Source organism: Microtetraspora sp. AC03309, from assembly GCF_020826795.1.
Classification (GTDB): Bacteria; Actinomycetota; Actinomycetes; order Streptosporangiales; family Streptosporangiaceae; genus Microtetraspora; species Microtetraspora glauca.
On sequence record NZ_JADDIL010000017.1, the window covers coordinates 1 to 26,242 of the forward strand.

23 protein-coding genes are annotated in these 26,242 nt (G+C 70.2%); 11 read left to right on the forward strand and 12 right to left on the reverse strand.

Translation table 11 applies throughout. The annotated features are described in order from the left end of the window. The 3 genes from IMZ11_RS12130 to IMZ11_RS12140 all read right to left on the reverse strand — a co-directional run. Positions 1-1,131 (reverse strand): FAD-dependent oxidoreductase (locus tag IMZ11_RS12130; RefSeq protein WP_228640781.1); only part of this gene is annotated, 1,131 nt, incomplete at its 3' end. Next, on the reverse strand, positions 1,121-1,624 hold the full coding sequence (locus tag IMZ11_RS12135; protein WP_228640782.1) for a GbsR/MarR family transcriptional regulator: 504 nt from the start codon (positions 1,622-1,624) through the stop codon (positions 1,121-1,123). The genes IMZ11_RS12135 and IMZ11_RS12130, both read right to left, overlap by 11 nt. Positions 1,625-1,787: 163 nt before the next feature. Next, positions 1,788-2,396 carry a TetR/AcrR family transcriptional regulator gene (locus tag IMZ11_RS12140; RefSeq protein WP_228640784.1) on the reverse strand — a complete coding sequence of 203 codons (609 nt, stop codon included), beginning with the start codon at positions 2,394-2,396 and terminating at the stop codon, positions 1,788-1,790. Between the two features lie 100 nt (positions 2,397-2,496). Between IMZ11_RS12140 and IMZ11_RS12145 the strand changes: the two genes are divergently transcribed. The 4 genes from IMZ11_RS12145 to IMZ11_RS12160 all read left to right on the forward strand — a co-directional run bounded on the left by IMZ11_RS12145 (position 2,497) and on the right by IMZ11_RS12160 (position 4,884). Beyond that, positions 2,497-3,360: an alpha/beta hydrolase family protein gene (locus IMZ11_RS12145; RefSeq protein ID WP_228640786.1), complete on the forward strand. Its 864-nt coding sequence runs from the start codon at positions 2,497-2,499 to the stop codon at positions 3,358-3,360. Positions 3,361-3,427: 67 nt separating this feature from the next. Further along, complete coding sequence (locus IMZ11_RS12150) at positions 3,428-3,712, forward strand: alpha/beta fold hydrolase (RefSeq protein WP_228640789.1); 285 nt, start codon at positions 3,428-3,430, stop codon at positions 3,710-3,712. Positions 3,713-3,841: 129 nt separating this feature from the next. After that, positions 3,842-4,414 carry a dihydrofolate reductase family protein gene (locus IMZ11_RS12155; RefSeq protein WP_228640791.1) on the forward strand — a complete coding sequence of 191 codons (573 nt, stop codon included), beginning with the start codon at positions 3,842-3,844 and terminating at the stop codon, positions 4,412-4,414. Between the two features lie 224 nt (positions 4,415-4,638). Further along, positions 4,639-4,884 (forward strand): hypothetical protein, encoded by a 246-nt coding sequence (locus IMZ11_RS12160; RefSeq protein ID WP_228640793.1) that lies wholly within the window; start codon positions 4,639-4,641, stop codon positions 4,882-4,884. A gap of 2 nt (positions 4,885-4,886) precedes the next feature. Here the strand turns inward: IMZ11_RS12160 and IMZ11_RS12165 are convergent, their stop codons facing one another. Beyond that, a complete protein-coding gene (locus tag IMZ11_RS12165) occupies positions 4,887-7,106 on the reverse strand; it encodes a polysaccharide lyase 8 family protein (protein ID WP_228640795.1) in 2,220 nt (739 codons plus the stop codon). 288 nt (positions 7,107-7,394) lie between these two features. On the opposite strand from IMZ11_RS12165, the gene IMZ11_RS12170 reads away from it, so the two are divergent. The 3 genes from IMZ11_RS12170 to IMZ11_RS12180 are packed head-to-tail and all read left to right on the forward strand — an operon-like array spanning position 7,395 to position 12,266. Continuing rightward, positions 7,395-8,966: a hypothetical protein gene (locus tag IMZ11_RS12170; protein WP_228640797.1), complete on the forward strand. Its 1,572-nt coding sequence runs from the start codon at positions 7,395-7,397 to the stop codon at positions 8,964-8,966. Next, positions 8,956-9,774 carry a hypothetical protein gene (locus IMZ11_RS12175; RefSeq protein WP_228640799.1) on the forward strand — a complete coding sequence of 273 codons (819 nt, stop codon included), beginning with the start codon at positions 8,956-8,958 and terminating at the stop codon, positions 9,772-9,774. The genes IMZ11_RS12170 and IMZ11_RS12175 overlap by 11 nt, the downstream gene beginning before the upstream one ends. After that, positions 9,768-12,266, forward strand: a complete 2,499-nt coding sequence (locus tag IMZ11_RS12180) for a PQQ-binding-like beta-propeller repeat protein (protein ID WP_228640801.1) — start codon at positions 9,768-9,770, stop codon at positions 12,264-12,266. The genes IMZ11_RS12175 and IMZ11_RS12180 overlap by 7 nt, the downstream gene beginning before the upstream one ends. A gap of 165 nt (positions 12,267-12,431) precedes the next feature. Here IMZ11_RS12180 and IMZ11_RS12185 read toward each other — a convergent pair whose 3' ends face one another. Continuing rightward, complete coding sequence (locus tag IMZ11_RS12185; RefSeq protein WP_228640803.1) at positions 12,432-13,001, reverse strand: TetR/AcrR family transcriptional regulator; 570 nt, start codon at positions 12,999-13,001, stop codon at positions 12,432-12,434. A 117-nt stretch (positions 13,002-13,118) separates the two neighbouring features. Here IMZ11_RS12185 and IMZ11_RS12190 point away from each other — a divergent pair, with 117 nt between their 5' ends. Then, the gene (locus tag IMZ11_RS12190; RefSeq protein WP_228640805.1) at positions 13,119-14,312 is read left to right on the forward strand and encodes an FAD-dependent monooxygenase; all 1,194 of its coding nucleotides are present in this window, start codon (positions 13,119-13,121) and stop codon (positions 14,310-14,312) included. A 71-nt stretch (positions 14,313-14,383) separates the two neighbouring features. After that, complete coding sequence (locus IMZ11_RS12195) at positions 14,384-14,626, forward strand: hypothetical protein (RefSeq protein ID WP_228640807.1); 243 nt, start codon at positions 14,384-14,386, stop codon at positions 14,624-14,626. Between the two features lie 7 nt (positions 14,627-14,633). Here IMZ11_RS12195 and IMZ11_RS12200 read toward each other — a convergent pair whose 3' ends face one another. After that, entirely contained in the window at positions 14,634-15,584 is a 951-nt protein-coding gene (locus IMZ11_RS12200; RefSeq protein WP_228640809.1) for a LysR family transcriptional regulator, read from the reverse strand. A gap of 108 nt (positions 15,585-15,692) precedes the next feature. On the opposite strand from IMZ11_RS12200, the gene IMZ11_RS12205 reads away from it, so the two are divergent. After that, a complete protein-coding gene (locus IMZ11_RS12205) occupies positions 15,693-16,949 on the forward strand; it encodes an alpha/beta fold hydrolase (protein WP_228640812.1) in 1,257 nt (418 codons plus the stop codon). Here the strand turns inward: IMZ11_RS12205 and IMZ11_RS12210 are convergent. The 5 genes from IMZ11_RS12210 to IMZ11_RS12230 form a co-directional block, all read right to left on the reverse strand. Further along, positions 16,930-17,922: an ABC transporter ATP-binding protein gene (locus IMZ11_RS12210; protein ID WP_228640814.1), complete on the reverse strand. Its 993-nt coding sequence runs from the start codon at positions 17,920-17,922 to the stop codon at positions 16,930-16,932. The two genes, IMZ11_RS12205 and IMZ11_RS12210, sit on opposite strands and share 20 nt — an antisense overlap. After that, positions 17,919-18,908 carry an ABC transporter ATP-binding protein gene (locus IMZ11_RS12215; protein WP_228640816.1) on the reverse strand — a complete coding sequence of 330 codons (990 nt, stop codon included), beginning with the start codon at positions 18,906-18,908 and terminating at the stop codon, positions 17,919-17,921. Before IMZ11_RS12215 ends, IMZ11_RS12210 begins: the two co-directional genes overlap by 4 nt. Beyond that, positions 18,905-19,882, reverse strand: coding sequence for an ABC transporter permease (locus IMZ11_RS12220; RefSeq protein ID WP_228640818.1), 978 nt, complete (start codon positions 19,880-19,882; stop codon positions 18,905-18,907). Before IMZ11_RS12220 ends, IMZ11_RS12215 begins: the two co-directional genes overlap by 4 nt. 61 nt (positions 19,883-19,943) lie before the next feature. Further along, positions 19,944-21,704, reverse strand: a complete 1,761-nt coding sequence (locus IMZ11_RS12225) for an ABC transporter substrate-binding protein (protein ID WP_228640820.1) — start codon at positions 21,702-21,704, stop codon at positions 19,944-19,946. Positions 21,705-21,744: 40 nt separating this feature from the next. Next, the gene (locus IMZ11_RS12230; protein WP_228640822.1) at positions 21,745-22,716 is read right to left on the reverse strand and encodes an ABC transporter permease; all 972 of its coding nucleotides are present in this window, start codon (positions 22,714-22,716) and stop codon (positions 21,745-21,747) included. A gap of 272 nt (positions 22,717-22,988) precedes the next feature. Here IMZ11_RS12230 and IMZ11_RS12235 point away from each other — a divergent pair, with 272 nt between their 5' ends. Beyond that, positions 22,989-24,311 (forward strand): M64 family metallopeptidase, encoded by a 1,323-nt coding sequence (locus tag IMZ11_RS12235; protein ID WP_228640824.1) that lies wholly within the window; start codon positions 22,989-22,991, stop codon positions 24,309-24,311. A 15-nt stretch (positions 24,312-24,326) separates the two neighbouring features. Here IMZ11_RS12235 and IMZ11_RS12240 read toward each other — a convergent pair whose 3' ends face one another. Then, positions 24,327-26,198, reverse strand: a complete 1,872-nt coding sequence (locus tag IMZ11_RS12240; protein WP_308066783.1) for a potassium transporter TrkA — start codon at positions 26,196-26,198, stop codon at positions 24,327-24,329. Between the last annotated feature and the right edge of the window lie 44 nt (positions 26,199-26,242).

The window sequence follows — 26,242 nt, forward strand, 5'->3', positions numbered from 1 at the left end:
GTCCCAGAGCCGGGCGCTCTTGCGGCGGGCCACGCCGGGGGAGGCCAGGCGGGTCATCGCGGTCATGAGCCGGTAGGTCGCCGGGCTGGTGGACAGGCTGAGCCTGGGGTCGGTCCTGGCCATCTTCTGCACCTGCTGGGTTCGGGTGCGGCGGGCCAGGTCGTAGCGGTCCAGCAGCCGCGACACGGGGCCGGGGCGGGCGGTCTCGGCCGCCAGGACGACGGAGTCCTCCAGCGCCTGGCAGGCGCCCTGGGCCAGGAACGGGGTCATCGCGTGGGCGGCGTCGCCCAGCAACGCGATGCGGCCGGCCGCGTAGGAGGGCAGCGGGTCCAGGTCGTAGATGTCGTGGCAGAGCACCGCCTCGGGCGGTGTGGCGGCCAGCAGGGCCGGGATCGGCTCGTGCCAGCCGCGGGTGCGACGCCGTACCTCACCGAGATCGTCGTCGAAGCGCAGGCCCGGCTCCTCCTGCCGGACGGCGAGGAACCAGAACACGCGCTCGCCGGTCAACGGGTGCGCGCCGAACCGGGCGCCGCGTCCCCAGGTCTGGAACCCGCCTACTGGCCGGACCGAGCCCGGACGGGTCACTCCGCGCCAGCACAGGATGCGCTGGAAGACCGGTTCGGGGGCGTCCGGCCACATGCGGCGGCGTACCGTGCTGTGGATGCCGTCGGCACCGATCAGCAGGTCGGCCCGCAGCTCGGAGCCGTCGGCGTGAGTTGCCGTGACGCCGTCGGCGTCCTGGCGGACGCCGGTGACCTCCGCGCCGGTGCGCAGCCGGTCGGCCGGCACGTGCCGGGCCAGCGCGCGCTGCAGGTCGGCGCGGTGGTTGGCGAGCAGCGGCGGGTCTCCGCCCGGCTGAAAGCGCATCAGGTGCCCGCCGCCGGGCAGGCGCATCGTGGAGCCCGCCTCGGTGGGCACCGAGCAGGCACGGAACTCCTCGCCGACGCCCAGGGCGTCGGCCGCGCGCATCGCGTTCGGCGCGAACGACCAGCCCGCGCCGGCCTCCCGCAGGTGCGGCGCCCGCTCCAGCACGGTCACGCTCCACCCGGTACGCCGCAGGGCGATGGCCGTGGCCAGCCCGCCGATCCCGGCCCCCACCACGATCGCCGACCGGCTCCGCTCACGACTCATCGGCGTCCCTCTCATGCGCCGGCCCCGGCATGCTCGTGAATGCCTTGTCCATCCAGTCGAAGACGTCGTGCGCCACCCGCAGCCGCCGGGTGCGCGCCGGGTCGCCGCCGGCCACGTCCATGCCCTGTGCAGTGATCTCACGGAAGGCGGCCAGGCCCGCGACCCTGCGCCGGACGACCCGTTCCCAGGCGTCGTCGTCGACCTGGAAGTAGTGGGTCTTCTGCCCGGGGCGGGTGCGGCGGCGCACGAACCCGGCGTCGATGAGCAGGCGCATGCTGGTGGCCAGCGACGCCCGGCTCGCGCCGATCGCGTCGGCGATCTGCCCGGCCGACTGCTCCGGCGGGTCACAGATCATCAGCCACGCCAGCACCCGGCCGGCGATGGGCGGCACGGCGTACTCGTCCATGCAGAACGCCGCCGCCCGCTCCACCCACTGCAGGATCCGCTTCCGGTCCTCTGGCGTCTCGCTCCCCTTTTCCACAATGTTCAGCATGTACTGAATATTGCGGAAAAACAAGAAAGTCATACGCCCCAGTGGGACGCGACGTCCGCCGCGATCAGGGCGATGCCGACGAGGTCCTGGGCCTGGGCAGCGGCTTCCCGGTCGGCCGGGCGCTGACTGCACTCAACGTCCTGGCACCCTGGCGATCGACGGCTCAGACGTGCCCAAAGCCTCGCTCAATGGCGTCAAGTGCTTGCCCAACGACATCTTTGACCCGCCGTTCGACCTCGGTCGGCTCCGCCCCACCGAGGAATCCTCGCTGAAGGAGATCATGGCGGAGTACCAGAGCGCCGACCATCAGAGCCGCCCACGGCGCCGATCCGCCGGCGGCCGCCAGCGGATCCAACCACGACTGAAGAATCGCAGCGCGACGAGTTCTCAGCGTCGGAGAGTCGAATTCACATTGGGCCCAGACACGCATCGCGTTCCACATGTCGGCGTCGACCCCAGCCCACGGACACGGAGCGGTGAGCAGCGGGCCGTCGAGAATCATCGGCCGGAGAGTGGTTGTCGCCGACACCGACGCGCGATGCCGAAGCGCGTCAACGAAGGCATCGAGGATCGCGGGCTCAGCGTCGAAGAACAGGTCTTCCTTCGCCCCGAAGTAGTTGGTCACAGTCTTCACGGAGACGTCCGCCGCCTCCGCGACCTGCGCCAATGTGACGTTCTCGAAGCCATCGCGCTCGAACAGCCGCGTCGCACGGTCTGAGATGCGTTGCCGGGTCTCTACGCGCTTGCGCTCCCGAAGGCCTACATTTACCATGATGGTAAGTTTACCATGTTGGTAATAATCTGGCTATCGCGCCGCATGCGCCGAGGTGGCCCGCATGCGGCACCCCCGACGCCCTCCACGAGAAGGACTCATGAACGACCCATCCATGTGCATCGCCAGGGACCACTTCGCATCGACATCAGCCAGTAGCGATGTCGACTATCAGGTCCTCCTCCCGTCCGACTGGGAGGAGGGCGAACGGCTCCCGCTCGTACTCCACCTCCACGGCGCGATGTCGTCATCAGCGTCACTGGAACTCGCGAGGCCGTTCTACGAGGACCTCTTCCAGCGAGGCGAATTTCCTCGCGCTGTTGTCGCGTGCCCGAGCACTCCCACAGCTGGAGGTTTCTATATGGACTGGCCGGACGGAGCCTCGTGGGAGGCGTTGATCACCGATGAGTTCCCTGAGCATCTTGCGGTGAAGTATGGGCCCTTCACCGAAACGGCCCTCATCGGCGCGTCGATGGGAGGCTATGGGGCCCTCAAGGTGGCCTTCGGTGATCCGGATCGCTTCGCGGCAGTCGCGGCAATCTCGCCTGCCGTGTTCCCCGGCGAGACGCCGGAGGACGTTCCCCAGCCGAATCGGCCCTCTGTATTGGGCGATCTTCACCAGGCCATGGCGAACGGATCCGGCGACGCCGATACGTACGTCGGTAATTCCGTCTACGGGAGAGCACGTTTCAACGCCGACAGGATCCGCGGCGCCGCTCTTCCGATCCTGGTGGATTGCGGTGCCGCCGACGAGTTTCTCCTGCACGAGGGAGCGGACTATCTGCATGGAGTACTCACGGAGCTCGACATCGCCCATGAGTTCCGGCTCGTTGAAGGCGCAGGGCACGTTGGGCCGGCGGCTGACGCTCGGACGCGGGACGCGATTCGGTTTGTCGGAGCTGCGCTCGGGCCTTTTCGTCGTTCGAATCACGGTGTTCACGCTGCCGGCGACCACCGCGGCTGATAGCGCCTGCCGGCCCCTCCCCTGATCCGAACTACGAACAGCCCCTGGCAGAGCCCGCTGTGCCGCGGTGGTCGCGGTCCTCCAGGTTCGTACGGCACCGCGAGCCAGACATAGGGCTCTGCTTGAGCACCTCGACCTGAGTGACGTGATCCTGATCGGCCACTCCGTCGGCGGCGCCGAGATCGCCCGTTATCTGGCCCGCCACGGGGAGAACCGCATCGCGCGCGCCGCGTTCATCTCCTCCACCTTGCCCTTCCTGAAGCTGACCGACGACAACCCGGAGGGCTTGCCCGAGGCCCGCCTGCAGGCCACCCTCAATGCCTTCCAGACCGACCGCCCGAGTAGTGCCTGACCGCCTGGCCGACGGATCTCAGTGATCCATCGGACGACGTCCGCTCCGAATAGAAAATTTGTCTTGACGAAAAAAGTTGTCGGTGGGAGGGTGGGGAGGCACACGGGACAAGAGAGGCAGGGATCAGTGATGAGGAAGATTGTTGCGGGGCTGTTCATCTCGCTCGACGGCGTGGTCGAGGCACCGGACCAGTGGCACTTCCCGTACTTCAGCGATGACATGGGCGAGGTGGTCGGCGGCCAGATGGCGGAGACGGACACCATGCTGCTGGGCCGTCACACGTACGAGGCCTTCGCCGAGTACTGGCCGCACCAGAGCAGTGACGTGCCCCCTGCCGACTTCATGAACGGGGTACAGAAGGTCGTCGTCTCCACCACGCTCGACAAGGCGACGTGGGAGCCGACCACGATCATCGGTGGGGACGTGAACGCTCAGCTCACGGCGCTCAAGGCGCAGCCGGGCAAGGACATCTCGATCACGGGCAGCCCGACCCTGGTGCGCACGCTGCTGCGCGACGGCCTGCTCGACGAACTGCGGCTGCTGGTGCACCCGATCGTGGTCGGCCGTGGTCAGCGGTTGTTCGACGAAACGGCCGAATCGATCGGGCTCGCCCTGGTGAGTTCGCGGGCCATCGCCAACGGCGTGCTGGAGCTGGTGTACGCGCCGGCGCCGATCCCTGCCTCGCAGTCGCCCGAGGCCTGATCGTCCACAGGTTCACAGCTCCGGTGTGGAGATCACCGGGCCGATCTCCACGCCGCGTGCCTTCAATCGTCCAAGGTGGGCGGGCAAGCGAGCGGGAGCGGGATCACCCCTTCACCGCCCGGTCGTCGGGATGGCGGGATCCGGCCTGCTGCGCGAGTCGTCCGCCCTGGCGGCGTTCGAGCGGGAATTTCGCTGACACCGGTCTCGCCCGTGCGCCGCGGGTCATGGGTGACGTCGTGGTCGCCTTCGCCGCCGGCTCTCCCTCGCCCTCGGGCACCGTGCTGATCTCCGGGACAGGAGTGATCGCGACGAAAACAATCGCCCATGCGCCCGTGGCCCTGGCCCCGGAGGTGCCGGTCGCGGTGGCAGGGGACGGTGCTGGGGCCGCGGCGTGGCTCGCGCTGCGCGAGCTCGTCCCTCCGGCGGAGGCCGCCCGCCTGCACGCGAGACTCGCGTCGACGGGCAGGTGACGCTAGAGCCGTACGGTGACGGTCGAGGAGCCGCCGCCGTGGGCGGCGAGGCGCTCGAAGGTGAGGGCGAGTGTCGCGCCGGTCGCGGCACTCGCCAGGAGCGGATCCCCGTGGAGCACCGCGGCGACCGGCCGATCCCAGGTCACGGTCAACTCGCTCAGGTCGCGCCGAGGGTCCGACACGGCCAGCGTGGCCGTACCGTCGCCCCTCTCTCTGACGAGGACCGCGCACGGGGCGGAGGCGGACAGGCCGCCGACGGCTCCCTCGTTCCAGAAGTTGACCGCGGTGATCCCGAGGGACGGCACCTCCACACCCTGCGTGCGTGCGGTGTTGGCGAGCACGCGCGCCCAGCCGGTGTCGGCGGCGCGGGTCCGGGTCTCCGCGAGGCTCGCCCCCGGCAGAAGGAGGTAGACATAGCCGGCCGAGCTGGGGTCCACACCGTGGTCGAGCCAGAGAGTCGCATAGATCCTGGTCACCGACCCGCTCGCACGTTGCTCGCACAGCGTCTTGAGGCGGGCGCCACCGGGCAGCACGTAGCCGCCATGCCCCTCCAGGTGGGCCCAGCCCGCCGCGTCGTCGACGGTGAGGAGCGCGTCGGTTCTGCGGTTGTCCACGATCGTCTCGACCGGTACGCCGTCCCGGCCGCTGATCGCGGCGCCCAGGCAGATCACGGCGTCATCGAGGAAGAACCACGACTTGAAGGCCTCCATCGTGCTCTCGAAGCCGTTCAGGTGCTGGCCGACCGTCGCGTACATGCCGTCGGTGGCGCCGCCCACCCAGCGGCCCGGCGGGCAGGTGTCGCCCCACCCCTCACCGGCGCCGTCGGCCAGTCGCCGGGTGGAGACCGTCGTGCCCGGCAGGCGGTAGGGATCGACGGTGGACCAGAAGGCGTCGGAGTACTGGTCGCCGTGGCCCTCGCCCCACCAGTAGAGCGTTCCTGAACCCGTGTGCCAGCCACGCGGGTTCTCGCCGTTGCCGTGTTCGTAGTGGCCGATCCGGTAGGACGCCATGCTGAGCCCCGCGCACCATCCCGGGCGGCGATGGACGGCGCGGGCGCTCATCGCCATCAGCCGGTGCCCGACGGGTTCCTCGGCCGCGGGGATCGCGTCGTCGTCCAGCACCGCGGCGAGGCGGGCGTGAAACCCCAGGTCGCTGCTCTCGGCCGCCTTGAGCATGGGTACGGAGGTGTTTCGCGACGCCCACCCTTTGACCATCCGCTGCCAGCGGTCCCGCTCGGCGGCGGTGGCCGCCTCCGCCAGCAGCAGGATCGAGGAGGCGATGCCGCGCCCCTTCCTGTGGTCGCCGTACGGTTCCCTTCCGATCCCACGCCCGCTGACGAGGTCCATGCAGAAGCCGTCGTGGACGACCGGCGCGAAGGACCTCTCGACCATGTCGAAGACGATCTGCCGGTTCGGGTCGGTGATCTCCCACGGCGAGCCGCGCACCACCGCGAACAGCGTCGCGAGGCCGGACAGCGTCACCGCCCCGTACCCGCCCTGGTAAGGGACGAAGGTGTGCTGGATGAAGGATCCGTCGCGGTAGAAGCCGTCGCCCTCGTGAACGTACGGGAAGACCGGGGAGAGCGCCGAGACGGCCAGCGCGGCCTTGTCCGGGTCGGATCTGAGGATGGCGCGCAGCAGCATCACCGTGCACAGGTCCACCCGGTTGGCCCCGGTGCTGGTCCCGCTGTAGTCGTTCAGGCGGCATTCGGGGACGAAGTGGTCCACCGCGTCCCGCAGCGCGCCACTCTGCCGGTTCGTCAGATGGGGACCGATCAGCACAGCCGCGTCGAGGAGCTTCCTGGGGGTACCGATCTGCCAGTCCCACCAGTTGCCGACCGGGTCCGCGCCCTCGGTGTACACCCGCCGCCGGTAGTGGTCGATGCCGGTGGCGACGGCCGCGGCCAGGCTCGCGTCGCCGGTCAGACCGGTCCCCTCCAGGGCGTACGCGCGGGCCATGGTCCGCAGCCGCACCGGGGTCTCGGTGAGGGAGGGAAACGGCAGATCGGGCCAGAGCGACGCGTCGGCCGGCGCCATGGCGTCCCGGTGTCCGGCCGCCGCGGCTCCCAGCCTCGCCAGCCTGGTCCGGTACGGCTCGGCCTCCGCGTCGAACCCCGATCCCGCCGTCACGTCCCGCCATCGGCGGCGTACGAGGGCGAAGGCGTCGTCCCACGCGTTCCCGGCGCGCTCCTCGGTGCATCCCGAAGCCAGCGCTCCGGCCATGGCGGCACCGCCGAGCCGGAGAAACAACCGCCTCGAACATCCCATTTACGGAATACCTTATCGAGCGAATCGATAGCGGTTCCGAATATCACACCATGCCGCGCGAAATGGGTCTTGTGCCGGCCTGACGGGGTCCTCATCATGAGGGCGCTCCCCTCACAACGGCGTCGTACGCGGCGAGGACCTTTGGCTGCTTTCCGGATCCGACCCGCCTCCCGGTCGTTTCTCCCGCGGGGAAAAACCGCGGCTCTCGGATGGGGAAAAGCCGCGGCGAGGTCGGCGCTCCTGATGTTCCTCCTCCTCGTACTCGCGCCCGGCCCCCGGCCCGCGCCCGCGCCGGTTCGACACCCGCCGCCCCCGTCCGGCATCACGGTCACCAGGAACGCCACGGCGTACGAAGGCCACGACCGTGCGGACCGGCTGCTGTGGCGGTCGAAGTCGACCCGTCTCATGGTGGGCGACCGGGCCGCGGACCGGCTTCTGTACGGGAGGTCCCTCATTCTGGACTCCGTGGCGGCTGCGGCCGATCCCGACGAGGAGCACTACCAGGCGGAGGAACGGCCGCGCAGGATCACGGTCCTCGACGCGACCACGGGAGTCGTCCGATGGGCGATCACGTCCGGGCGGGGGGAGGACGACGGCGGCCGCCCCTACTTCTACGTCCTCGGTGCGGCGGGCGGCCGGACGATCGTGGATGTGCCCGCGCTAGGCGTGATCCACGCCCTCGACCTGGCCGACGGCACGCTCGGCTGGGAGACACGGCTTCCCGCCGGATGCCGCAGCCTCGGCCGGGACACGCACATGAACGGGAACTCCGAAGCGGGGGACGACTCCGACAGGAGCGAGGATTGGGACATCCCCCGCGAGTTGGTGACCGAGGACGAGATCACCTTGCTCGTCCACTGCGAGGGCGGGCGTACCCGGCTGCTCCGCTTCGACTCCCACACCGGGGCGCCGCGCGCCGACATCGCCGTCGCCCCTGCGGGCCGCACCGAGTTGCGGATCGAGCGGGGAGTGGCGGTCATCCGCGCGCAGAACTCGATCACGCTGGTCGATCCCGCCGGGCGGGTGATCTTCGACCGGGTCTCGGGAGAATGTTACTGCGACGCCCTCGTCACTCCGGCCGCCGTGTTCGCACTTTGGACGGACGACGACCGCGCCTCCGTCACCGTCATCCGGCGGGACTCGGGCCGGGCAGTCGCCACACGGACCTACCGCAACGCGTGGATCTCGGGTTTCGACGAACGGCGCGGCCTGGTCTTCGTCTTCCGCTCCTGGCCGTATCCGCTCCATCAGGAGGTTGGAGGCTTCACCACGCTCGACGTCCTGGATGCCTCCACCGGACGCCTGGTCACTGTCGTCAGCCAGCCCCTGACCGAGGACGACGCCGTCCGCGCGATCGCCGAGGGCGGCGGGTGGGGTGCGCGGGGCGGGGTGCCCGCGACCGCGTGGCCCGATCCGTGTGCCCTGCTCTCCCCCGAGGCGCTCACGGCCCGTACGGGGACCGCCTACCGCACGATCCCCGTTCCCGGGCCCGTGGAGCTCGGTCTGACGACGCCGGTCTCCTGCCGGCTCCTCCCGCTACGGGCCGGGCGGCTGGAGGTCACGGTCACCGTCAACTGGGTGTACGCCTCGGAGGCGGCCGCCGACGAGACCATGTCGGGGCTGAGCCAGCGGTCCACGCCGGGCGGCCCCGATCTGGCCGACCGGGCCTACTGGGTGGACGACCTGGAGGACGCCGTCGCGCTGCGCGCCCGGAAAACGGTCGTCCTGGTCGAGGCGCTCGGGGAGAAGGACACCGCGCTCCGCGCCGCCGAACTGGTCGCGGCCCGGCTCGAAGGAGGAGTCGATGACGCGTGACGCCGATGCTCCGGACGGCGCCGCCGGCGATGTTCCGCGTGGCCGGGCGTTGAGAGCGCTGAAGAAGCCCGCGGTGTGGCTGGTCGGCACGATGGGCGCCGCGCTGGCCTCGATCATCGGAGGCATCGTCCTCGGGGTCTGGCCCTGGCTGCAGGACATGTGGGCCGATCACCAGGACCGGCCGCGCATCACCGCCATCGCGTACTCGCCGGTGGAGGAGGGCGACGCCTTCGCCTTCCGCGACGCCATCACCGGCGGCCCCCGGCGCATCCTTCAGGGCGACCCCGACGAGACGAAGCTGGTGGACTTCATCCGCAGGGAGCGGGGCGCCCGGATCGGGTCGATGAACGTGACACTGGTGCTGCGCGGGGAGCGGCGCGACACGATCAGGATCGTCGACGTACGCCCCCGCGTCCGGAAGTCGATGCCCAACGCGTCCGGCACCTGCTTCGTCATGCCGAACGCGGGCAGCGCCGATGTATTCGCGATCGTCGCCGACCTCGACGCGCTCGCCCCCGGAGGCACGGCCAAGCGAGGGGCGCGCTTCCTGAAAAAGAACATCGACCTCGCGTACGGCGAGCGGGCCACAGTGGAGATCACCGCCGAGGCCGCCAGGCGGGCCTACGAGTGGGACGTCCAGATCGACTACGTCTACGGCGACGACCTCACGGTCCAGCACGCGTACGTCACGGACCGGGATGGGCAGCCGTTCCGGATCACCGGAGAGGCCCGGACATACCGCGTGGCCTACGACCAGCGGGGCCTGACCAGCGTGTTCAGGGTGGCGAAGAGAAACCGGTCATGCTGACGGCACGCCTGCGTCGGGCGCTCGCCGGGGCCGGCGCGCTCGTCCTGCTCATGGCCGCGCCGCCCGCCTCCTCGCCGCCCGGCGACGACGGGACGCGCACCCTGTGGCGGGCGGCCTATCCGGCCCCGCTGATGGGCGAGGCGGCCTTCGCGGGCGGCGACGTGGTCGTGGTCACCAGCGCGGTCGCTGCGGTACTGGACGCGGCCGACGGGACCGAGCGCTGGCGGCGCTCCCTCCAGGACGCGCAGGTCGTGGACTGGCTGGCGCCGGGCGGCGCGGTGGTGCTGGCCCGCTCGCGGCCCTCGCCCACCGGCGACCTCCCCGCCGTCGAGGCCCTCTCCCGGGTGGACGGGCGGCCGATCTGGCGACGTGACGGCCTCGGCCGGGCGGGCGTGTGGCGCGGCCCGTACAAGGGAGGGAACGTTCCGGCCCTTCCGGCGTGGACGGCCGAGGGATCGCTGGCCGGGCTCGACCCGGCGACCGGTGAAACGCGGTGGACGTGGCGGCCGCCCCGCGGGTGCGCCGTGCCGCGTTTCTCGGCGGCGGACGCCGCGGTCATGGTCGTAACCGTCACCTGCGGCCGGGACACAATCTTCGCGCTCGACCCCGCCTCCGGGCGGCCGCGCTGGCGCCGGGACCTCGCCTCGCTTTGGGACGTCCGCCTCCTGGACGGGGTCGTGGTGGCGGCCGGGGACGACCGCGTCGCGCTTCTGGCCGCCGCCGACGGCCGTGAGATCACGGCTCCCGTGCCCTGTGTGGAGTTGTGCGCGTGGCCGGCATCGGCGGACGACCGGCTGCTGGTCGCGCGCGACGCCGGGGGGGCCGAGGTGATCAGTGGCGTGTCCGCCGACGGCGGGAGCGCGCCATGGCATCTCGTCGAAGGGCCCACCCGTAACGGCGACGCGGCGCGGCACGGCACGATCGTCGCGGACGGCCGGTGGGCTCTGGCCTTCGTGAACGAGGTCGACGTCCCCGGCCGGCCGGTCGATCTGATCGACGTCGACGGCGCGGCACTCGGCCGGGCCGTGCTGCCCGTGAGCGGACAGCCGTTCGCGTTCAAAGGCAGGACGGTGTTCGTCGAATCCCGCGTCACGGCCGCTCCGGGGCGACCGGCCTGGCTCGCCCTCACCGCCGTCGATCTCCCGAGCCCGAGCCCGGCCCTGCCCTTCGCACTGCCCTTCGCACTGCCCTTCGCACTGCCCTCGGCGCGGCCCGAGCCCGACCCCTGCCGACTCGTACGGCCGGGGCCCGGGGTGACCCTCCGCCCGCTCGGCCGGCCACCGGCCACGCTCTGCGCGTACACCGACCGGGCGGGGCTGCGGTTCACCGTGGGGGTCTGGACCGCCGCGAACGACGAGAACGCCTCGGAGCTGTTCCGGGAACTGGGCGCCGCGCTGGGGACGATCCCCGTGGACGACATCGGCGAGGAGGCCTACGCGGCCGGCCCGCGCTCCTCGATGGTCGTCGCGCGCGAGGGCTCCCACATCATGTGGGTCTCCTCGCCGTACCTGCCGTTGCGGGACCGGCTGCCCGCGCTCGCCGCCGAGGCCGTCGGCCGCCTGGGCGCGGCGCCGCCCGTCGTCCACGAGATCGCCGGTCCGCGCCCGGGCCCCGTCCCGGCCTCCTCCGAGCGCCGCATGACGGTCCTGCCCGGCACCTCTGTCACCGTATGGGATGACCCGGCGGGATCAGTCTCCGTCGCCGGATATCGCGAGGACGGTGTGCTGCGTCTGCGCGACAGCTTGGGCCGGTTCCTCCCGGCGCCCGGCAGGCGGGTGTCCGTCTCGCCCGACGACCGCTGGCTCGTCAGCTTCCCTTCCCCTTCGAGGGTGGAGATCGTCGACCGGACGACGGGACATGCCCGCCGCGTCGCCGTGCCGCCGGGGGCGAGCACTCCGTCCTGGTCGCCCGCCGGGCTGCTGCTCACGACCTGGGAGGACGAATGGCAGCCGAACGGCTTCGTCGTCGTGGATCCCGTCTCCGGCACGACCCATCGGGTGAAGGTGACGGACAAGAAGGGCGACCTGGACGCCTACCGGTGGCACGGCGACGGCCGGACCGTCGCGGTCCCGTACGAGTACTACGCCCACGAGCGTCCCCCGGGCCTGCGCTTCCTGGACCTGTCCGGACGCACCGTGAGCGAGCTGGCCGAGGTGGGGGACGAGGTCTCCGAGATCCGGGACCCGCTCTCTCCGAGCCGGTCCCGCTTCCTCACCCGCTGCTACGGCAGGCCCACCGGCCTGTGCGTCCGTGAGTCGGACGGCGGGCGGCTCCTCGCGTGGATCGAGGCCGGCTTCGTCCGCGTGCTCGGCTGGTACGACGACGAGCACCTGATCCTGTGGCAGCGTGAGGGCACGGGATATCGGGCCGCAGTGGTCGGCCTCTCCGGCGAGACGACGGCGGTCCTCGCCCGCACGCCCGCCCCCGGCGACAAGGACGTGGAAATCCTCTACACGCCCTCGCGCGGGAAGCCCCGGGAGCCGGTCCCCTGACCGCGACCACGATTATCCGAGGTGGGCAGAAGAGGCCGACGCCGACGGGATGCCGAGCGTGGGCGCGATGCCCTGTTCCCGGTTGCGCGCGGTCTCGGGGTCTCGCAGGCCGGTCGGCCGCGTACGGCCATGTCGAGGTAGCCGATGGCGTTCGGGCGCCGGTGGTCAGCGGTCGAAGCCGGCGGCGACCGCTCTGACGGCCTCGGCGAGGTCGCGGCCGGAGGGCGCGCGCTCGGGGTCGATCAACCACTGGGAGAGCAGACCGCTGAGCAGCGTCTGGTAGAGCCGCCCGGTCACCCGCAGGGTCTCGGCGTCGGCGTCCGGGTCGAAGATCTCGGCGAGCCCGCGTCTCGCCTCCTCCAGCCCCGTGCCGAACGCCTCGCGCATCTCGGGCAGGTGGTCGAGCTGGGTGATCGCCTCGAACTGGGTGGTCCAGAGCGGACGCTGGGCCGCGAACGACCCGGCCACCCGGTCCCAGATCTCCTCGAACCGCTCCCGCGAGCCCGGGCGCATGCCCGTGTCGGTCCCGAGCGCACGCTCCAGCTCTTCGCCCCACTCCCGCATGGTGTCGAAGAGCGCCTCGTTGAGCAGCGCCTTCGTGGACCGGAAGTGATAGCCGATCGAGGCCAGGCTGGTGCCGGAGGCCGCCGCGATGTCACGCGCGGTCGTGCGTGTGTAGCCCTTCTCGTACAGGCAGCGCTTGGCTCCGGCCAGCAGGTCTTCGCGATTTCCCATGCCCCGCACCCTACCCCACCGTCTGAGACATTTGTATTAGACAGACTTCTGAGACAGTTGTACAGTCGGTGACGTACGGACAGAGCGGATGAACCCGACAAGCCCGAGGGAGCCCCCATGAAGACGGTCCTGATCTCCGGTGCGAGCATCGCCGGCCCCACGCTCGCGTACTGGCTGAGCGAGTACGGCTTCGCCCCGACGGTCGTGGAGCGCGCCCCCGCTCCGCGCGACGGCGGCTACAAGATCGACATTCGCGGCGTCGCCCTCGACGTCGTCGAGCGCATGGGCCTGCTGCCCAAGGTGCGGGCGCTGAGCACCGACATGAAGGCGGCCCACTTCGTGGACGCCCACGGCAAGGTGCTCGCCACCATGGACGCCGAGCTCTTCGGCGGCCGCGAGGACGCCGACGTGGAGATCATGCGCGGCGACCTCGGCCGCCTCCTCCACGAGGCGACCGCCGGCCGGGTGGAGTACGTCTTCGGCGACTCGATCACCTCGCTGACCGAGACCGACGACGGCGTGCTCGTCACGTTCGAGCGTGGTCCCTCACGCGTCTTCGACCTGGTCGTCGGCGCCGACGGCCTGCACTCCAACGTCCGCGGGCTGGCCTTCGGCGACGAGGGGCGGTTCGTCCGCGACCTCGGCCACCACATCTCGATCTTCACGGTGCCCAACCACCTGAACCTGGACCGCACCGAGATGGGCCGGGCCGTGCCGGGCGGCACGGCGCTCATGTACGCCACGGCGCGCGCCGCCGACGCCCGGGCGATGTTCCTCTTCGCGTCGGAGGGGCCGGCCCGCGACCGCGACGACGTCGAGGGGCAGAAGACGACCGTCGCCGAGCGGTTCGCCGACCTCGGCTGGGAGGTTCCCCGGCTGCTCGACGCCATGGCCGACGCCCCGGACTTCTACTACGACTCCCTCAGCCAGATCCACATGGACACCTGGTCCAAGGGCCGGGTCGCCCTGGTCGGCGACGCCGCCTACTGCGCGTCCCCGGCCTCGGGGCAGGGCACCAGCCTCTCCCTCGTCGGCGCGTACGTCCTGGCCGGGGAACTGGCCGCGGCGGCCGGTGACCACACCGTCGCGTTCGCCGCGTACGAGCGCGAACTGCGGCCCTTCGTCACGGCCAACCAGGACCTCGCCGAGGGCAACCTCAAGGGCATGGTCATGAAGTCGGGGTTCCAGATCAGGTTCCAGATGTTCATGCTCCGCCTGCTGCCGCACCTGCCCGGTTCCTCCGCCATGGCCAGGCGCATCACGGAGAAGATCCACAAGGCGGCCACCTCCGTCTCCCTCAAGTCGTACTGACCGGGCGCCCGCCCACGCGTGCTCAGTGCGTGTGCGGGTAGGAGCCGCTGCATACCGAAGGAGGGGTGGGCATGCCTGACCGTGCCGCGCTTGAGGAGATGCAGAAGGTCCTGGACGAGGTCTTCCGGGACCGCGACCGGGCCACCCGCCGCGAGGTGTACGCCTCGGCGTCCGCGAACGTACGCCTACCAGCCGACATGCTGACGCATCTGAACGAGATGCCCGACCGCAGCTACAGCCGGCAGGAGATGGTGGACGCGATCAACAAGGTCATCGAGAGCCGCGGCGAGCAGGACGCCTTGGGGTTGCTGTGACACGGGGTCACGACCCGGCCGGTTCTCCCTTGCGCGCCTGCCAGGCGGTGTAATGCGGCTGGCCCGCGAGAAACTCCCTGTGGGCGTCGGCGGCGAGGAGCGCGAGTTCCTCGGCCCGGTGCGCGAGCGCGCCGTCGTGGCGCCAGGCCACCAGATGCCTGACCCACAGCGGCGTTCCCGCGAGCGAGCGCACCACGATTCCCGCACTCGCCTGGAAGGTGGCCTGGCAGGGTGAGATCGCGTGCCCCCGCGCGATGAGGTCACGGATCATCTGCAGCTCGACCATGATGTGGGGCACTCTGGGGTTGAAACCCGCGTCCCTACAGGTGGTCACGAAGCACTCCGGCCAGCCGACCCCGTCCGGCGGCGAGAGCACCCAGTCGTCGCCCGCCAGCTCGGCGAGGGACACCTCCTCCTTCACCGCGAGGGGATGGTTGTCCGCCATCGCGACGAAGACGGGCTCCATCCCGACGGGCCGCATGCCGACCGAGGGCAACACCGGCAGCTCATGGCCCGGATAATCGAGGAGGGTCGCCGCGTCCAGCCGCCGCGAGGCCAGGAGGTCCAGAAGCAGCCGCGGCGAGTGCTCGGTGTGCACGGTGATCGCCACACCGGGGACGTCGAACAGGCGCCGGAGCAGGCCGCTGAGCAGCGGATTGGCATAGCCGCCGATCCGGGCCACGCGTGCCTGCCCGCCGTACGGCAGGGCGCCCGCCGTCAGCTCGTCCACGGTGTGCACCGCGGACCTGGCGCGGGTGAGCACGAACTGCCCGAACGGGGTCGGCGTCACGCCCAGCCTGCTGCGCCGGAAGACCTGGCCGCCGAGCGCCGACTCGATCCGGTGGAGTTGGGCGGTGAGGGCGGGCTGTGAGATCCCCAGGGACGCCGCCGCCTTGCTGAGACTGCCCGCGTCGGCGATGACACATAATGCCCGCAGATGCCGTAACTCCAGTTGCATACGCTAAATCTATTACGCCATAACACCGGGTTTATATATCTCTGGGATAAGACGTGAGCCCCGCACGTGCTGCAAAGTTCACGGTGATCCCGACTCGAAGAGGAACCCATGTCAGTGAGCTACCACCGTTCCGGCCTCGTCTTCACCGAGCACACGATCACCGTCCCGCTCGACCACTCCCGGCCGGACGGCGCCTCGATCGAGGTGTTCGCGCGCGAGGCCGTCGCGGCGGGCCGGCAGAACGAGGACCTGCCGTGGCTGCTGTACCTGGAGGGCGGCCCGGGTTACAGCGCACCGCGCGCGCCGAAGGCGTGGCTTTCGCGGGCCGCCCGCGAGTACCGGGTGCTGCTGCTCGACCAGCGCGGCACTGGACGCAGCACACCCGCGAACCGGAAGACCCTGGCGGCGATCGACGACCCGGCCGTGTACCTGCGCCACTTCCGGGCCGACTCCATCGTCAGGGACGCCGAGGCGCTGCGCGCGCATCTGGCGGGCGACCGCCCGTGGAGCGTGCTCGGCCAGAGCTACGGCGGATTCTGCGCGCTGACCTACCTGTCGCTCGCTCCCGAGGGACTGCGCGAGGTCATGATCGCGGGCGGCCTGCCGTCGCTGACGGCGAGCCCGGCCGACGTGTACCGGGCGACCTACCCGCGCGTCCTGGCCCAAAACGAGCGCTACTTCGCCCGCTATCCCGGCGACGTGGCCGCCGCCCGCAGGGTCGCCGACCACCTGCGGTGGCGGGAGGAGTTCCTGCCCGGCGGGGAGCGGCTCTCCGCGCGACGTTTCCAGACCCTCGGCCTCGCGTTCGGCCTGGCGTCCAGCTTCGACACGCTGCACGACGTGCTGGAGGAGGCGTTCGTGAACGAGAAGGAGCTGTCCGACACCTTCCTGCGCCGCGTGGACGCCATGGTCTCCTACGCCGAGCGGCCGCTGTACGCGCTGCTGCACGAGGCGGCCTACTGCCAGGGCGAGGCGTCCGGCTGGGCCGCGCACAACGCGCTCGGTGAGTTCCCCGAGTTCGACCTGGAGCTCGGCGGCCCGGTCCGTTTCTTCGGCGAGATGATCTTCCCGTGGTTCTTCGCCGAGGACCCGGCGCTGGTCCCGCTGCGCGACTGCGCCGAGGCGCTGGCCGCCCACCGGTCCTGGCCGCGTCTCTACGACCTGGACCGGCTGGACGGCAACACCGTCCCGGTGGCGGCGGCGATCTACCACGACGACATGTACATGGATCGCGACCACTCCCTCCGTACGGCCGGCATGGTCAGGGAGCTGGCGCACTGGATCACCAACGAGCACACCCACGACGCGCTGGGCGTCGCCGGCGGGGACGTGCTCGACCGGCTGATCACGATGGTCCGGCGGTGACCTCGGGGAAGTGGCAGGCGGCGCGGTGGCCCGAGCCCCCGACATCGATCAGCTCGGGTTCCCGCTCCGCGCACACCTCCTGAGCCTTCCAGCAGCGTGTACGGAAGCGGCAGCCCGAGGGCGGGTCCACCGGGCTGGGCACGTCGCCGGTCAGCCGGATCACCTCCCGCCCGTTGCGACCGTCCGGGTCGGGGTTCGGCACGGCGGACAGCAGCGCGTGCGTGTACGGGTGGGCCGGACGGGTGTAGATCGACTCCCTGTCGGCCACCTCCACGATCCTGCCGAGGTACATCACCGCGACCCGGTGGCAGAAGTGGCGGACCACGGCCAGGTCGTGCGCGATGAAGACGAAGGCCACCCCGAGGTCGTCCTGGACCCGCCGCAGCAGGTTGATCACCTGGGCCTGGATCGAGACGTCGAGCGCCGAGACGGGCTCGTCCGCGACGATCAATCGGGGCTCGGTGACCAGGGCGCGGGCGATGCCGATGCGCTGCCGCTGGCCCCCGGAGAACTCGTGTGGGAAACGGTTGTAGTGCTCGGGATTGAGGCCGACCGTCTCCAGCAGCTCGCGGACCCGGCTCGCGCGCCCTCCCGGAGGCTCGATGCCGTTGACCTCCATGGGGCCCTCGATGATCGTGCCGACCGTGTGGCGCGGATTCAGCGACGAGTACGGATCCTGGAAGATCATCTGGATCTCGGGCCTGATCTTCGCCATCTCCCGGGCACCGATCGCGGCCAGGTCCCGCCCGCCGTACCGGATGCCGCCCGAGGTGGGCGCCATCAGCCGGGCGACGAGCCGCCCGGTGGTGGACTTGCCGCAGCCCGACTCCCCCACCAGGCCGAGGCTCTCGCCCTCGGCGACGTCGAAGGAGACGCCGTCCACGGCACGTACGGCACCGACGCGGCGGCCGAACAGCCCGTGCCGTACGGGGAAGTGCTTGGTCAGGCCGGTCACCTGAAGCAGGGGGCTCATCGGCGGTCCTTGAGTTCGAGCCGTACGTCCGGCGGGAGATGGCAGGCCACGTCCGGTCCCGCCGGGCGTTCGGTGCGGCAGCGATCGCCGTCGACCAGGGCCGTGTGGGCGCAGCGCGGGTGGAAGGGGCAGCCGGGCGGCGGGTCGAGAAGGCTGGGCGGCTGCCCTTCGATGGGGTGCAGCTCCTCGGTCACATCGCCGTCCAGGCGGGGCGTCGAGGCCAGCAGGCCCTGGCTGTAGGGGTGGCCGGGGGTCTTCAGCACCTGGCGCACGGGCCCGCGCTCCACGCACCTGCCCGCGTACATGACCAGCACGTCGTCGGCCGCGTCGGCCACGAGGCCCAGGTCGTGGGTGACGAGGATGACAGCCGTGCCGTACTCGCGCCGGATCTCCCCGAGCAGGTCGAGGATCTGCGCCTGCACGGTCACGTCGAGCGCGGTGGTCGGCTCGTCGGCGATGAGCAGGGCGGGGTCGCAGACCAGGGCCATCGCGATCATCACCCGCTGCCGCATCCCGCCGGAGAACTGGTGGGGATAGTCGGCGGCACGCAGCTTCGGGTGCGGGATGCCGACCCGGCCGAGTACCTCGACGGCGCGGTCCCGCGCCTTGGCCCGGCTCGCGCCGCGGTGCCTGCGGTAGCTCTCCGCGATCTGCTCCCCGACGGCGTGGTAGGGCGAGAGCGCGGTCAGCGGGTCCTGGAAGATCATCGCGATCCGGTCGCCGCGGATCCGGGCCATGTCCCGCTCCGAGGCCGTGATCAGGTCGGTGCCGTCGAAGAGGATCTCCCCCTCGACCTCGGTCCGCCGCCGGTTGTGCAGGCCGAGGACGGCCAGATTGGCGACCGACTTGCCGGAGCCGGACTCGCCGACGATCGCCAGCGTCCGTCCCCGGTCGAGATCGAACGACAGGCCGTCCACGGCCTTGACGACCCCGTCCTCGACCGAGAACCGGACGCGCAGGTCGCGTACGGACAGCAGGGGGCTCATCGGGTCCTCACGCGTGGGTCGATTGCGGCGTAGCAGGCGTCGACCGCGATGTTGGCCACCAGCATCGCGGTGGCGGCCACGAGCGTGACGCCCATCAGGATGGGCAGGTCGGCGCTGGTCACGGAGTTGACCGCGAGCTGGCCGATGCCGGGAATGTTGAAGGTGGTCTCGGTGATGACGGCGCCGCCGAGGAGGGAAGCCATGTCCAGCCCGAAGATGGTGGCCAGCGGCGCGGCGGACCCGCGCGCGGCGTACTTGAAGAAGACGGTACGGCCGGGCATACCCTTGGCTCGTGCCGTGCGGACGAAGTCCTCGCCGAGCGTCTCGATCATCGTCGAACGGGTGAACCTCGTGTACGTCGAGGTGAAGATGAACGCCAGCACGGCCCAGGGCAGCAGCATCCCGGAGAACCACTGGCCGGCGTCGTCCAGCGGACTGACATAGCTGGGCCTGGCCAGGAGCTGCCACTGGTCCACCAGGATGTACATCGCCACGATGCCGACGAAGTAGATCTGGAGCGACGAGCCGACCAGGGCGACACCCGTGGTGGTCTTGTCCACCCAGGTGCCGCGGAAGCGCGCGGCCAGCATGCCGCCGCCCACCCCGGCGACCAGGAACAGGACGGCCGCACCGAGCGCGAGCGAGAGTGTGGCGGGGAAGCGGTCGGCCAGGACGGCCAGGACCAGCCGCTTGTTCGTGAACGAGTAGCCCAGGCAGGGCGCCGCGCAGTGCACGTCGCCGATGTCGCGACCGGCCACCAGCCCGACCAGGTAGTCACGGAACTGGGTCAGGATCGGCTCGTCCAGGCCAAGGCTCTGCCGGGCGAACTCCAGCATCTCCGGAGTGCAGATCTTGCCGCAGAACAGGCGGGCGGGGTCGCGCGGCACCGCGTAGAAGAGGCCGAACGTCACCGCGACGATCACCAGGAGGATGACGACCGCCCCGGCGATCCTGCGGATGAGAAAATTGATCATGGTCCGCTTTCGGGATGGGCCCGGCCGGGCGGGCGGGACGCCCGGCCGGGACTCGGCGTGGTCAGCTCTTGAGGAAGAGGTTCACCAGCGAGGTCGCACCGTAGATGTCGAGGTCGGCGGCGCCCACGTTGGAGCCGTACAGCCGGGTGCTGCGGAGATACGCGAAGGGCACGACCGGGACCTGCTCCATGAGCTTCTTGTCCAGCGCCATCCACTGCTTGTTCTGCTCGGTCACGTCGCCGATCGCGGAGATGCGGTCGATCTCGGCGTTGACCGCGTCGTCGTTGAACCGCGCGTAGTTGTAGGTGCCGTCAGTGATGGTGCGCCCGTCGAACAGCGCGGGCAGGAAGCCGGAGCCGCCGGGCCAGTCCGACGCCCAGCCGCTGAAGTACAGGTCGAAGCCGTTGTCCTTCTTGGTGGTCTGGTCGTACCAGGTCGCGCTGCTGATCGGCTTCTTGACGACCTTGAAGCCGGCCTTCTCCAGCCCCTGCTGGATCGCGACGGCGGCCCGCTCGCTGGTCTCGGACTGCTGGTACGCGTAGACGATCGTCGGGGTGGCCCCGGCGAGCAGCTTCTTCGCGGCCTCGGGGTCCCCGCTCGGCGGCACGTTGTACAGGTCGTACTTCTCGAAGCCCTGAACGGTCGGGCTGAGGATCGTGGTGGCGAGGTCGCCGTACGTCGGACCGCCCATGATCTGGCGCACCTGCTCCTTCGGGAACGCGGTGAGGATCGCCTTGCGGACGTTCAGGTCGGTCACCCGGGAGGTGTTGATCGCGTAGTAGTAGACGTACGGGTTGATGCCGGTCAGCAGTCGCGCCTTGAGGTCTTCCTGGGTCTGCACCTGCTGGGCGAACTGGCCGTCCACGCCGAAGCTGAGGGAGACGGCGTTCTTGTCCTGGCCGACGTCCGAGACGAACTGCTGGGTGGCCTGCTGGCTCTGCAGCCCGAACTTGACCTCCCATCGGTCCGGGTAGTTGTGCCGGACCGGGTCGGTGGCCGGGTCCCAGTTCTCGTTGCGCACCAGCGTCAGCTGGGTGTCGTCATGCTTCTCGATCTTGTAAGGGCCGGTCGAGACGGGCGCGTTGTCGTAGGACTTGCCGTCCTTGGACTTCTGCACCGGCGACGTGTACGGCATGGCCACCGCGAACGGGAACTCCGCGTGAACGCCCTGCAGGTGGAAGACGATCGTCTTGTCGTCGGGCGTCTCGACCACGCTGTCCGGCAGCGAGCCGCCCTTGTTCGGGCCCTTGTACGCCTTGGTGTAGTCGGCGCCCGACAACCACTGCGGCACGTACTTGGGGCCGAGCACCTTGCCCGGGTCGTAGAGACGCTCGATGCCGTACTTGACGTCCTTGGACGTCACCGGAGTGCCGTCGTCGAATTTGACGCCGTCCTTGAGGGTGAACGTCCAGGTCTTGCCGCCGTCGCCGGTGGCACCGGTGTCGGTCGCGAGGTCGCCGACCAGGACGTACTTCCCGTCCACCTTCTTGTACGTCGTGAGCTGCCGGGTGAACAGCATGGAGATGGCCTGGGCGTTGTTGGGGTACACCTCGGCCGGGTCGAGGTGGGCCATGTCGGCCGCCTCGTAGACGGTGACCGTGCCGCCGGTGCGCGATCCGGGCTCCGCGGCGGCCGGGCCGGTGGAGGCGGCGGCGTCGCCGATCGTCACGCTGGACGTCTCCACCTTGGCCGGCGCGGCCGAGCCGCCGGAGCCCGTGGCGGTGGCGGGCGTCCCGCCGCCGCCCGCGCTGCACGCGGTGCCGACCAGGGCGGTCGCGGCCAGCAGGGCGGCGACGCCGTGCTTCCTCGTCGGTGTTCTCATATCGGTTCTCATCCGGGGGGTTCCCTTCGGGATTCGTGGTTCAGCGGGACGTTCTGGGGTCCAGGGCGTCCCTGGCGGAGTCCCCGAGCAGGTTGAAGGCCAGGACGAAGATCAGCATCGCCAGGCCGGGGATGGCCATGTAGGTGAAGTCGGCCACGTACACCTCGGCGCCCCGGTGGATCATGCGACCCCAGTCGGGTGTGGGCTCCACGATGCCCACGCCGAGAAAGGACAGCGCCGCCTCGACCGTGACGTACGCGGGCAGGTCGAGGGTGACTGTGACCAGGATCGGCGTCCACAGGTTGGGCAGCAGCTCGTGGTGGATGATCCGCCACGGCTTCGCACCGCTGACCCGGGCGGCCTCGACGAACTCCCGCTCGCGCAGCGAGAGCACCTGGCCGCGCAGCAGCCGGGCGGTCCTCGTCCACCCGAAGAAGCACAGGACGACGATCAGCGCGGCGACCCGCAGCGCCACCGGCGTCTCCTCGTCCGCCGACACGAACAGTGCGGTCACCACCGGCATGATCGTGATGAAGAACAGCAGGCCGGGGAAGGCGAGCAGCACGTCGATGATCCGGCCGATCGCGAAATCCGTGAATCCCCCGAAATATCCGGCGACGATGCCCACCACGACCCCGACGACCGTGACGATGACGACCACGGCCATGGCGATGAGCAGCGAGGTGCGGATGCCGTACAGCAGCTGAGTGAAGACGTCGCGGCCCAGGCTGGGCTCCAGGCCCAGCCAGAACTCGCCGTCGATCCCGCCGTTGGGCTTGATCGGAAAGCCGTACTCGTTGAGGAGGCCGGGGGTGTTCTGGCCGTACGTCTCGTACGGGTTCTTCCCGTACAACCAGGCGATCACGGGCGCGCCGAGGCCGACGACGACGAACACCAGGACGACGACGCCGGAGACCACGCCGGTCCGGTCGCGGCGGAACCGGGTCCAGGCGACACGCCAGGGCGAACGTCCCGCACGCTCGCCGGCGTTCGCAGGGTGGGGTGCGCGCATCGATCGCCTTTCGCTGGATAGGGAGCGCAGCGATCGTCACACAGAGTCAGGTTCCGGATAATTCCCGCTTGCTCATAACTCTGGAGTTATGGGGTGAAAAACGGTTCCGGTGACATCTCAATGCCGGATAACTCGCCAGTTATGTCCCCATCCGACCTGCGGCGTTCCGGCACTCACCGGCGGCCTCGCCGGCTCCGACACCGGCGCGTGACCGGCTCGTGATCGGGCTCGACTCACAATCTGCGCGTTTCCCCAATCGAGGAGGACCCCCCGTGCGCAGATTGTCTTTGCTCGCCGGCGCTCTCCTGGTCGCGGCGATCCTTCCGGCCGGGGCGGCTCACGCCGACCCGGGCCAGACCCGGAAGGTCGAGGTCTTCGACCAGAACGCCCCCAAGGGCTACGTCGACGTTCCGATGGCGGACGGCGCCAAGGCGAGGAGCCTGGCCCCGCCCTCCGCCACGGTGACGCCGATCGAGATCAACGGTCCCAGCGACAAGCGCATCGACCTCGTCTATCTCGGTGACGGCTTCACCGAGAGCGAGATGGCGACCTACACCGCGCAGGTGGCCAACAGTTGGAACATCCTGGCCCAGCGCGAGCCGTTCAAGAGCTACCGCAAGCTGTTCAACGTCTGGCAGGTCAACGTCATCTCGAACGAGTCCGGCTCCGACAACGACCCGGAGCCCGGCGTCCAGAAGGACACCGCGCTGAACAGCGAGTACTACTGCGAGGGCCTGGCCCGCCTGGTCTGCGTGGACGTGGACGCCGCCTACGCGTACGCCGGCCTGGCCCCCGCCTTCGACCAGATCGCCGTGGTGGTCAACAGCTCGACCTACGGCGGCGCGGGCTACACCGACGAGGAACTGGTCACCTTCTCCGGCGGCCACTACGCCGGTCCGGAGATCCTGCCGCACGAGCTCGGCCACTCCCTCGGCGACCTGGCCGACGAGTACCCCTACTGGGCCTATCCCGACGACGGCAGCACCTACACCGGTGACGAGCCCGTGGAACGCAACACGTCGATCCTCAACGCCGCCCAGCAGACCGCGCAGCAGGCCAAGTGGTGGTACTGGCTGGGCGCCGAATCCCCCGACGGCGGCACCATCGACACCTATGAGGGCGCGGCCTACTACAACCTCGGCATCTACCGGCCCAGCGACAACTCACTGATGCGCTCGTTGCTCAAGCCGTTCAACCTGGTCGGCCGGGAGGAGATGACCCGCAAGTTCTACGAGACGACGGGTCTGGTCGACGCCTCCACCCCGAGCACCGCTCCGGTGCGGGCGGGCACCTCGCTGTCGGTGACCCCGGTGGCGATCCCGACCGTGTCCACCCGCTGGTTCGTCAACGGCCACGAGATCGCCGAATGGGCCGGCAGGACCTCGGTCGACGTCCTCGACAGGAAGCCCAAGACGCGACCCGGGCAGGCCGAGGCACCGTGGTGCGGCCGCAAGGACCTCCGGGTCAAGGGCAAGGACACCTGCACCTACAGCGTGCAGGTGGCCGACTCCACCGACTTCGTCCGGAACACCGCCTACAAGGCGGACATCCTGACCACGTCGATCACCTGGACGATCAACGGCTGCGAGCAGTAGCCCACCTGGTACGACTCAGTCCTCGGCGACCACGATGACGTGGTCGCCGTCGTCCAGGACCAGCGGCGCGCCCTTCGGCGGATTGAGCGTCACACCGTACGCGGGGGGCTCGTCGCTGTGGCCGGCCCGCCGGTAGCCGATGGCGACCTCTCCCCTGCGCCGCGCCGACTCGATGACGGTCGCGAAGTTCGCCTCCACGCCCGGCAGCACGTAGTCCGACGCGGGCTTGAGATAGATCTCCGACCCCGCCGGGTCGAAAAGGTCGGCGAAGACCGCGTACAGGTTCCGGTTCTCGGCGAGCTGGGTCAGCATCAGGCAGATCAGCTTGCTGCTGACGATGAAGTCGTCGGCCTTGGTGACCTGGGCGACCTCGCGGTTGTTGTCGTCGTTCATCTCCGTGACGATCGAGTACGGGTCGCCCAGCCGTACCTCGATGTCGCGCAGGTGGAGCAGCGTCACCAGCGTGCGATTGTCGGCGCGGTCCGGGTCGACGCCGTCGTTGGAGAGCACCACGATGTGCTGGTACGACCCGAGATCGAGGGACTCCAGCGACCGCCTGCTGGTCGGCTCGCAGGGCTTGAAGCCGACCACCAGGTTCTGCCGGGGCATCTCCACGGCGTACACGGGCCTGCGTGGCGCGGCGACGTCCACGGCGGAACCGGGCGGGGCGAGCCGGTCCAGCAGGGCGATGATCTTCGCGGCGCGGGCGTTCCAGCCGATCAGCAGCGTCCGGTCGGGCACGGGCTTCCGTTCGGGAGCCGTGGTGATGACCTCCTCGATGATGGGAGGTCGGTCGTCGGCCAGCCGGATGAGCAGGTCGTCCTCGGCGACCACGATCATGCTGTCGCCCGCGGCGATCGACGTGTCCTGCGGCGGGTTGACCAGCACCGGTCCGTCGGCCTTGTGCACTCCGATCGGCACGCCGAGCTCGTACGCGCCCAGCGCCTCGCCGTACGTCGTGCCGGCGAGGGCGGGCTCGGGCCGGAAGTAGATCTCGTTGCCCGCGAAGTCGAGCAGGTCGGTGCAGACCGTGGACAGGCCCGCCTGCCGATGGGACTGCACCACCATGCGGACGGTGATGTCGTCGGCGTCGATCACGAGCGCCGACTCTCCGGCGGCGAGCCGGGCCGCCGCGAGGTTCTCCGAGTCCTGGACCGCGGCCACGATGTGCGGGCGGGCGCCGGTCCACGGCCGGTTGTTCAGCAGCAGCAGGACCTTGATGACGTCGATGTCGGCGTCCTCACCCTGGGGTGGCAACACCATGATCGATTTCGCTGTCTGCGGGCTGACGAGTTCGAGGTCCGCCCGCTTGAGCGGGTTGCCCGACCGGCAGATCACCCGCGTGTGGCCGGTGTCGGGCACCCGCATGCGGATCTGGTCCTCCATGCCGACCTTGTCGCGGTCGGCGAGGATCACCACGCACGAGCGCCGGGCGCTCTGGTTGGCCTTCACCAGCTCGCCGATCACCGTGAAGACCTGTTCCGACCAGCCCAGGATGATGGTGTGCCCGCGTTCGACGAGTTGTGAGCGGCCCTTGCGGAGCTGTTCGATCCGTGTCTCCAGGCCGGTCGTGAGCACACCGATGAGGGCGCTGACGATGAAGATGCCGCCGACCGTGACCGTGAGCATCAGGCCGAGGAACACCGGATTGCCGGTGTCGCCGCCCATGGTGCCCGGGTCGAGGGTCCGCAGCAGGCTCATCCATGCCACGCCGATCCAGCCGTCGTTGAGCTCGGCGTCCTCGTTGGTGAGGAGCACGACCAGGATCGTGACCACCGCGATGAGCGCGACGGACGCCAGTCCCAGCCAGCCGATCAGCGCGGGGGTCCCCCGGTCCATCGTGCCGTCGAACCAGTACCGCAGGCGGGTCCGCAGTCTCACCCGCACCGGTCAGTCACGCTCCCGCCGTCAACCCGCCGTCAACCCGCCGT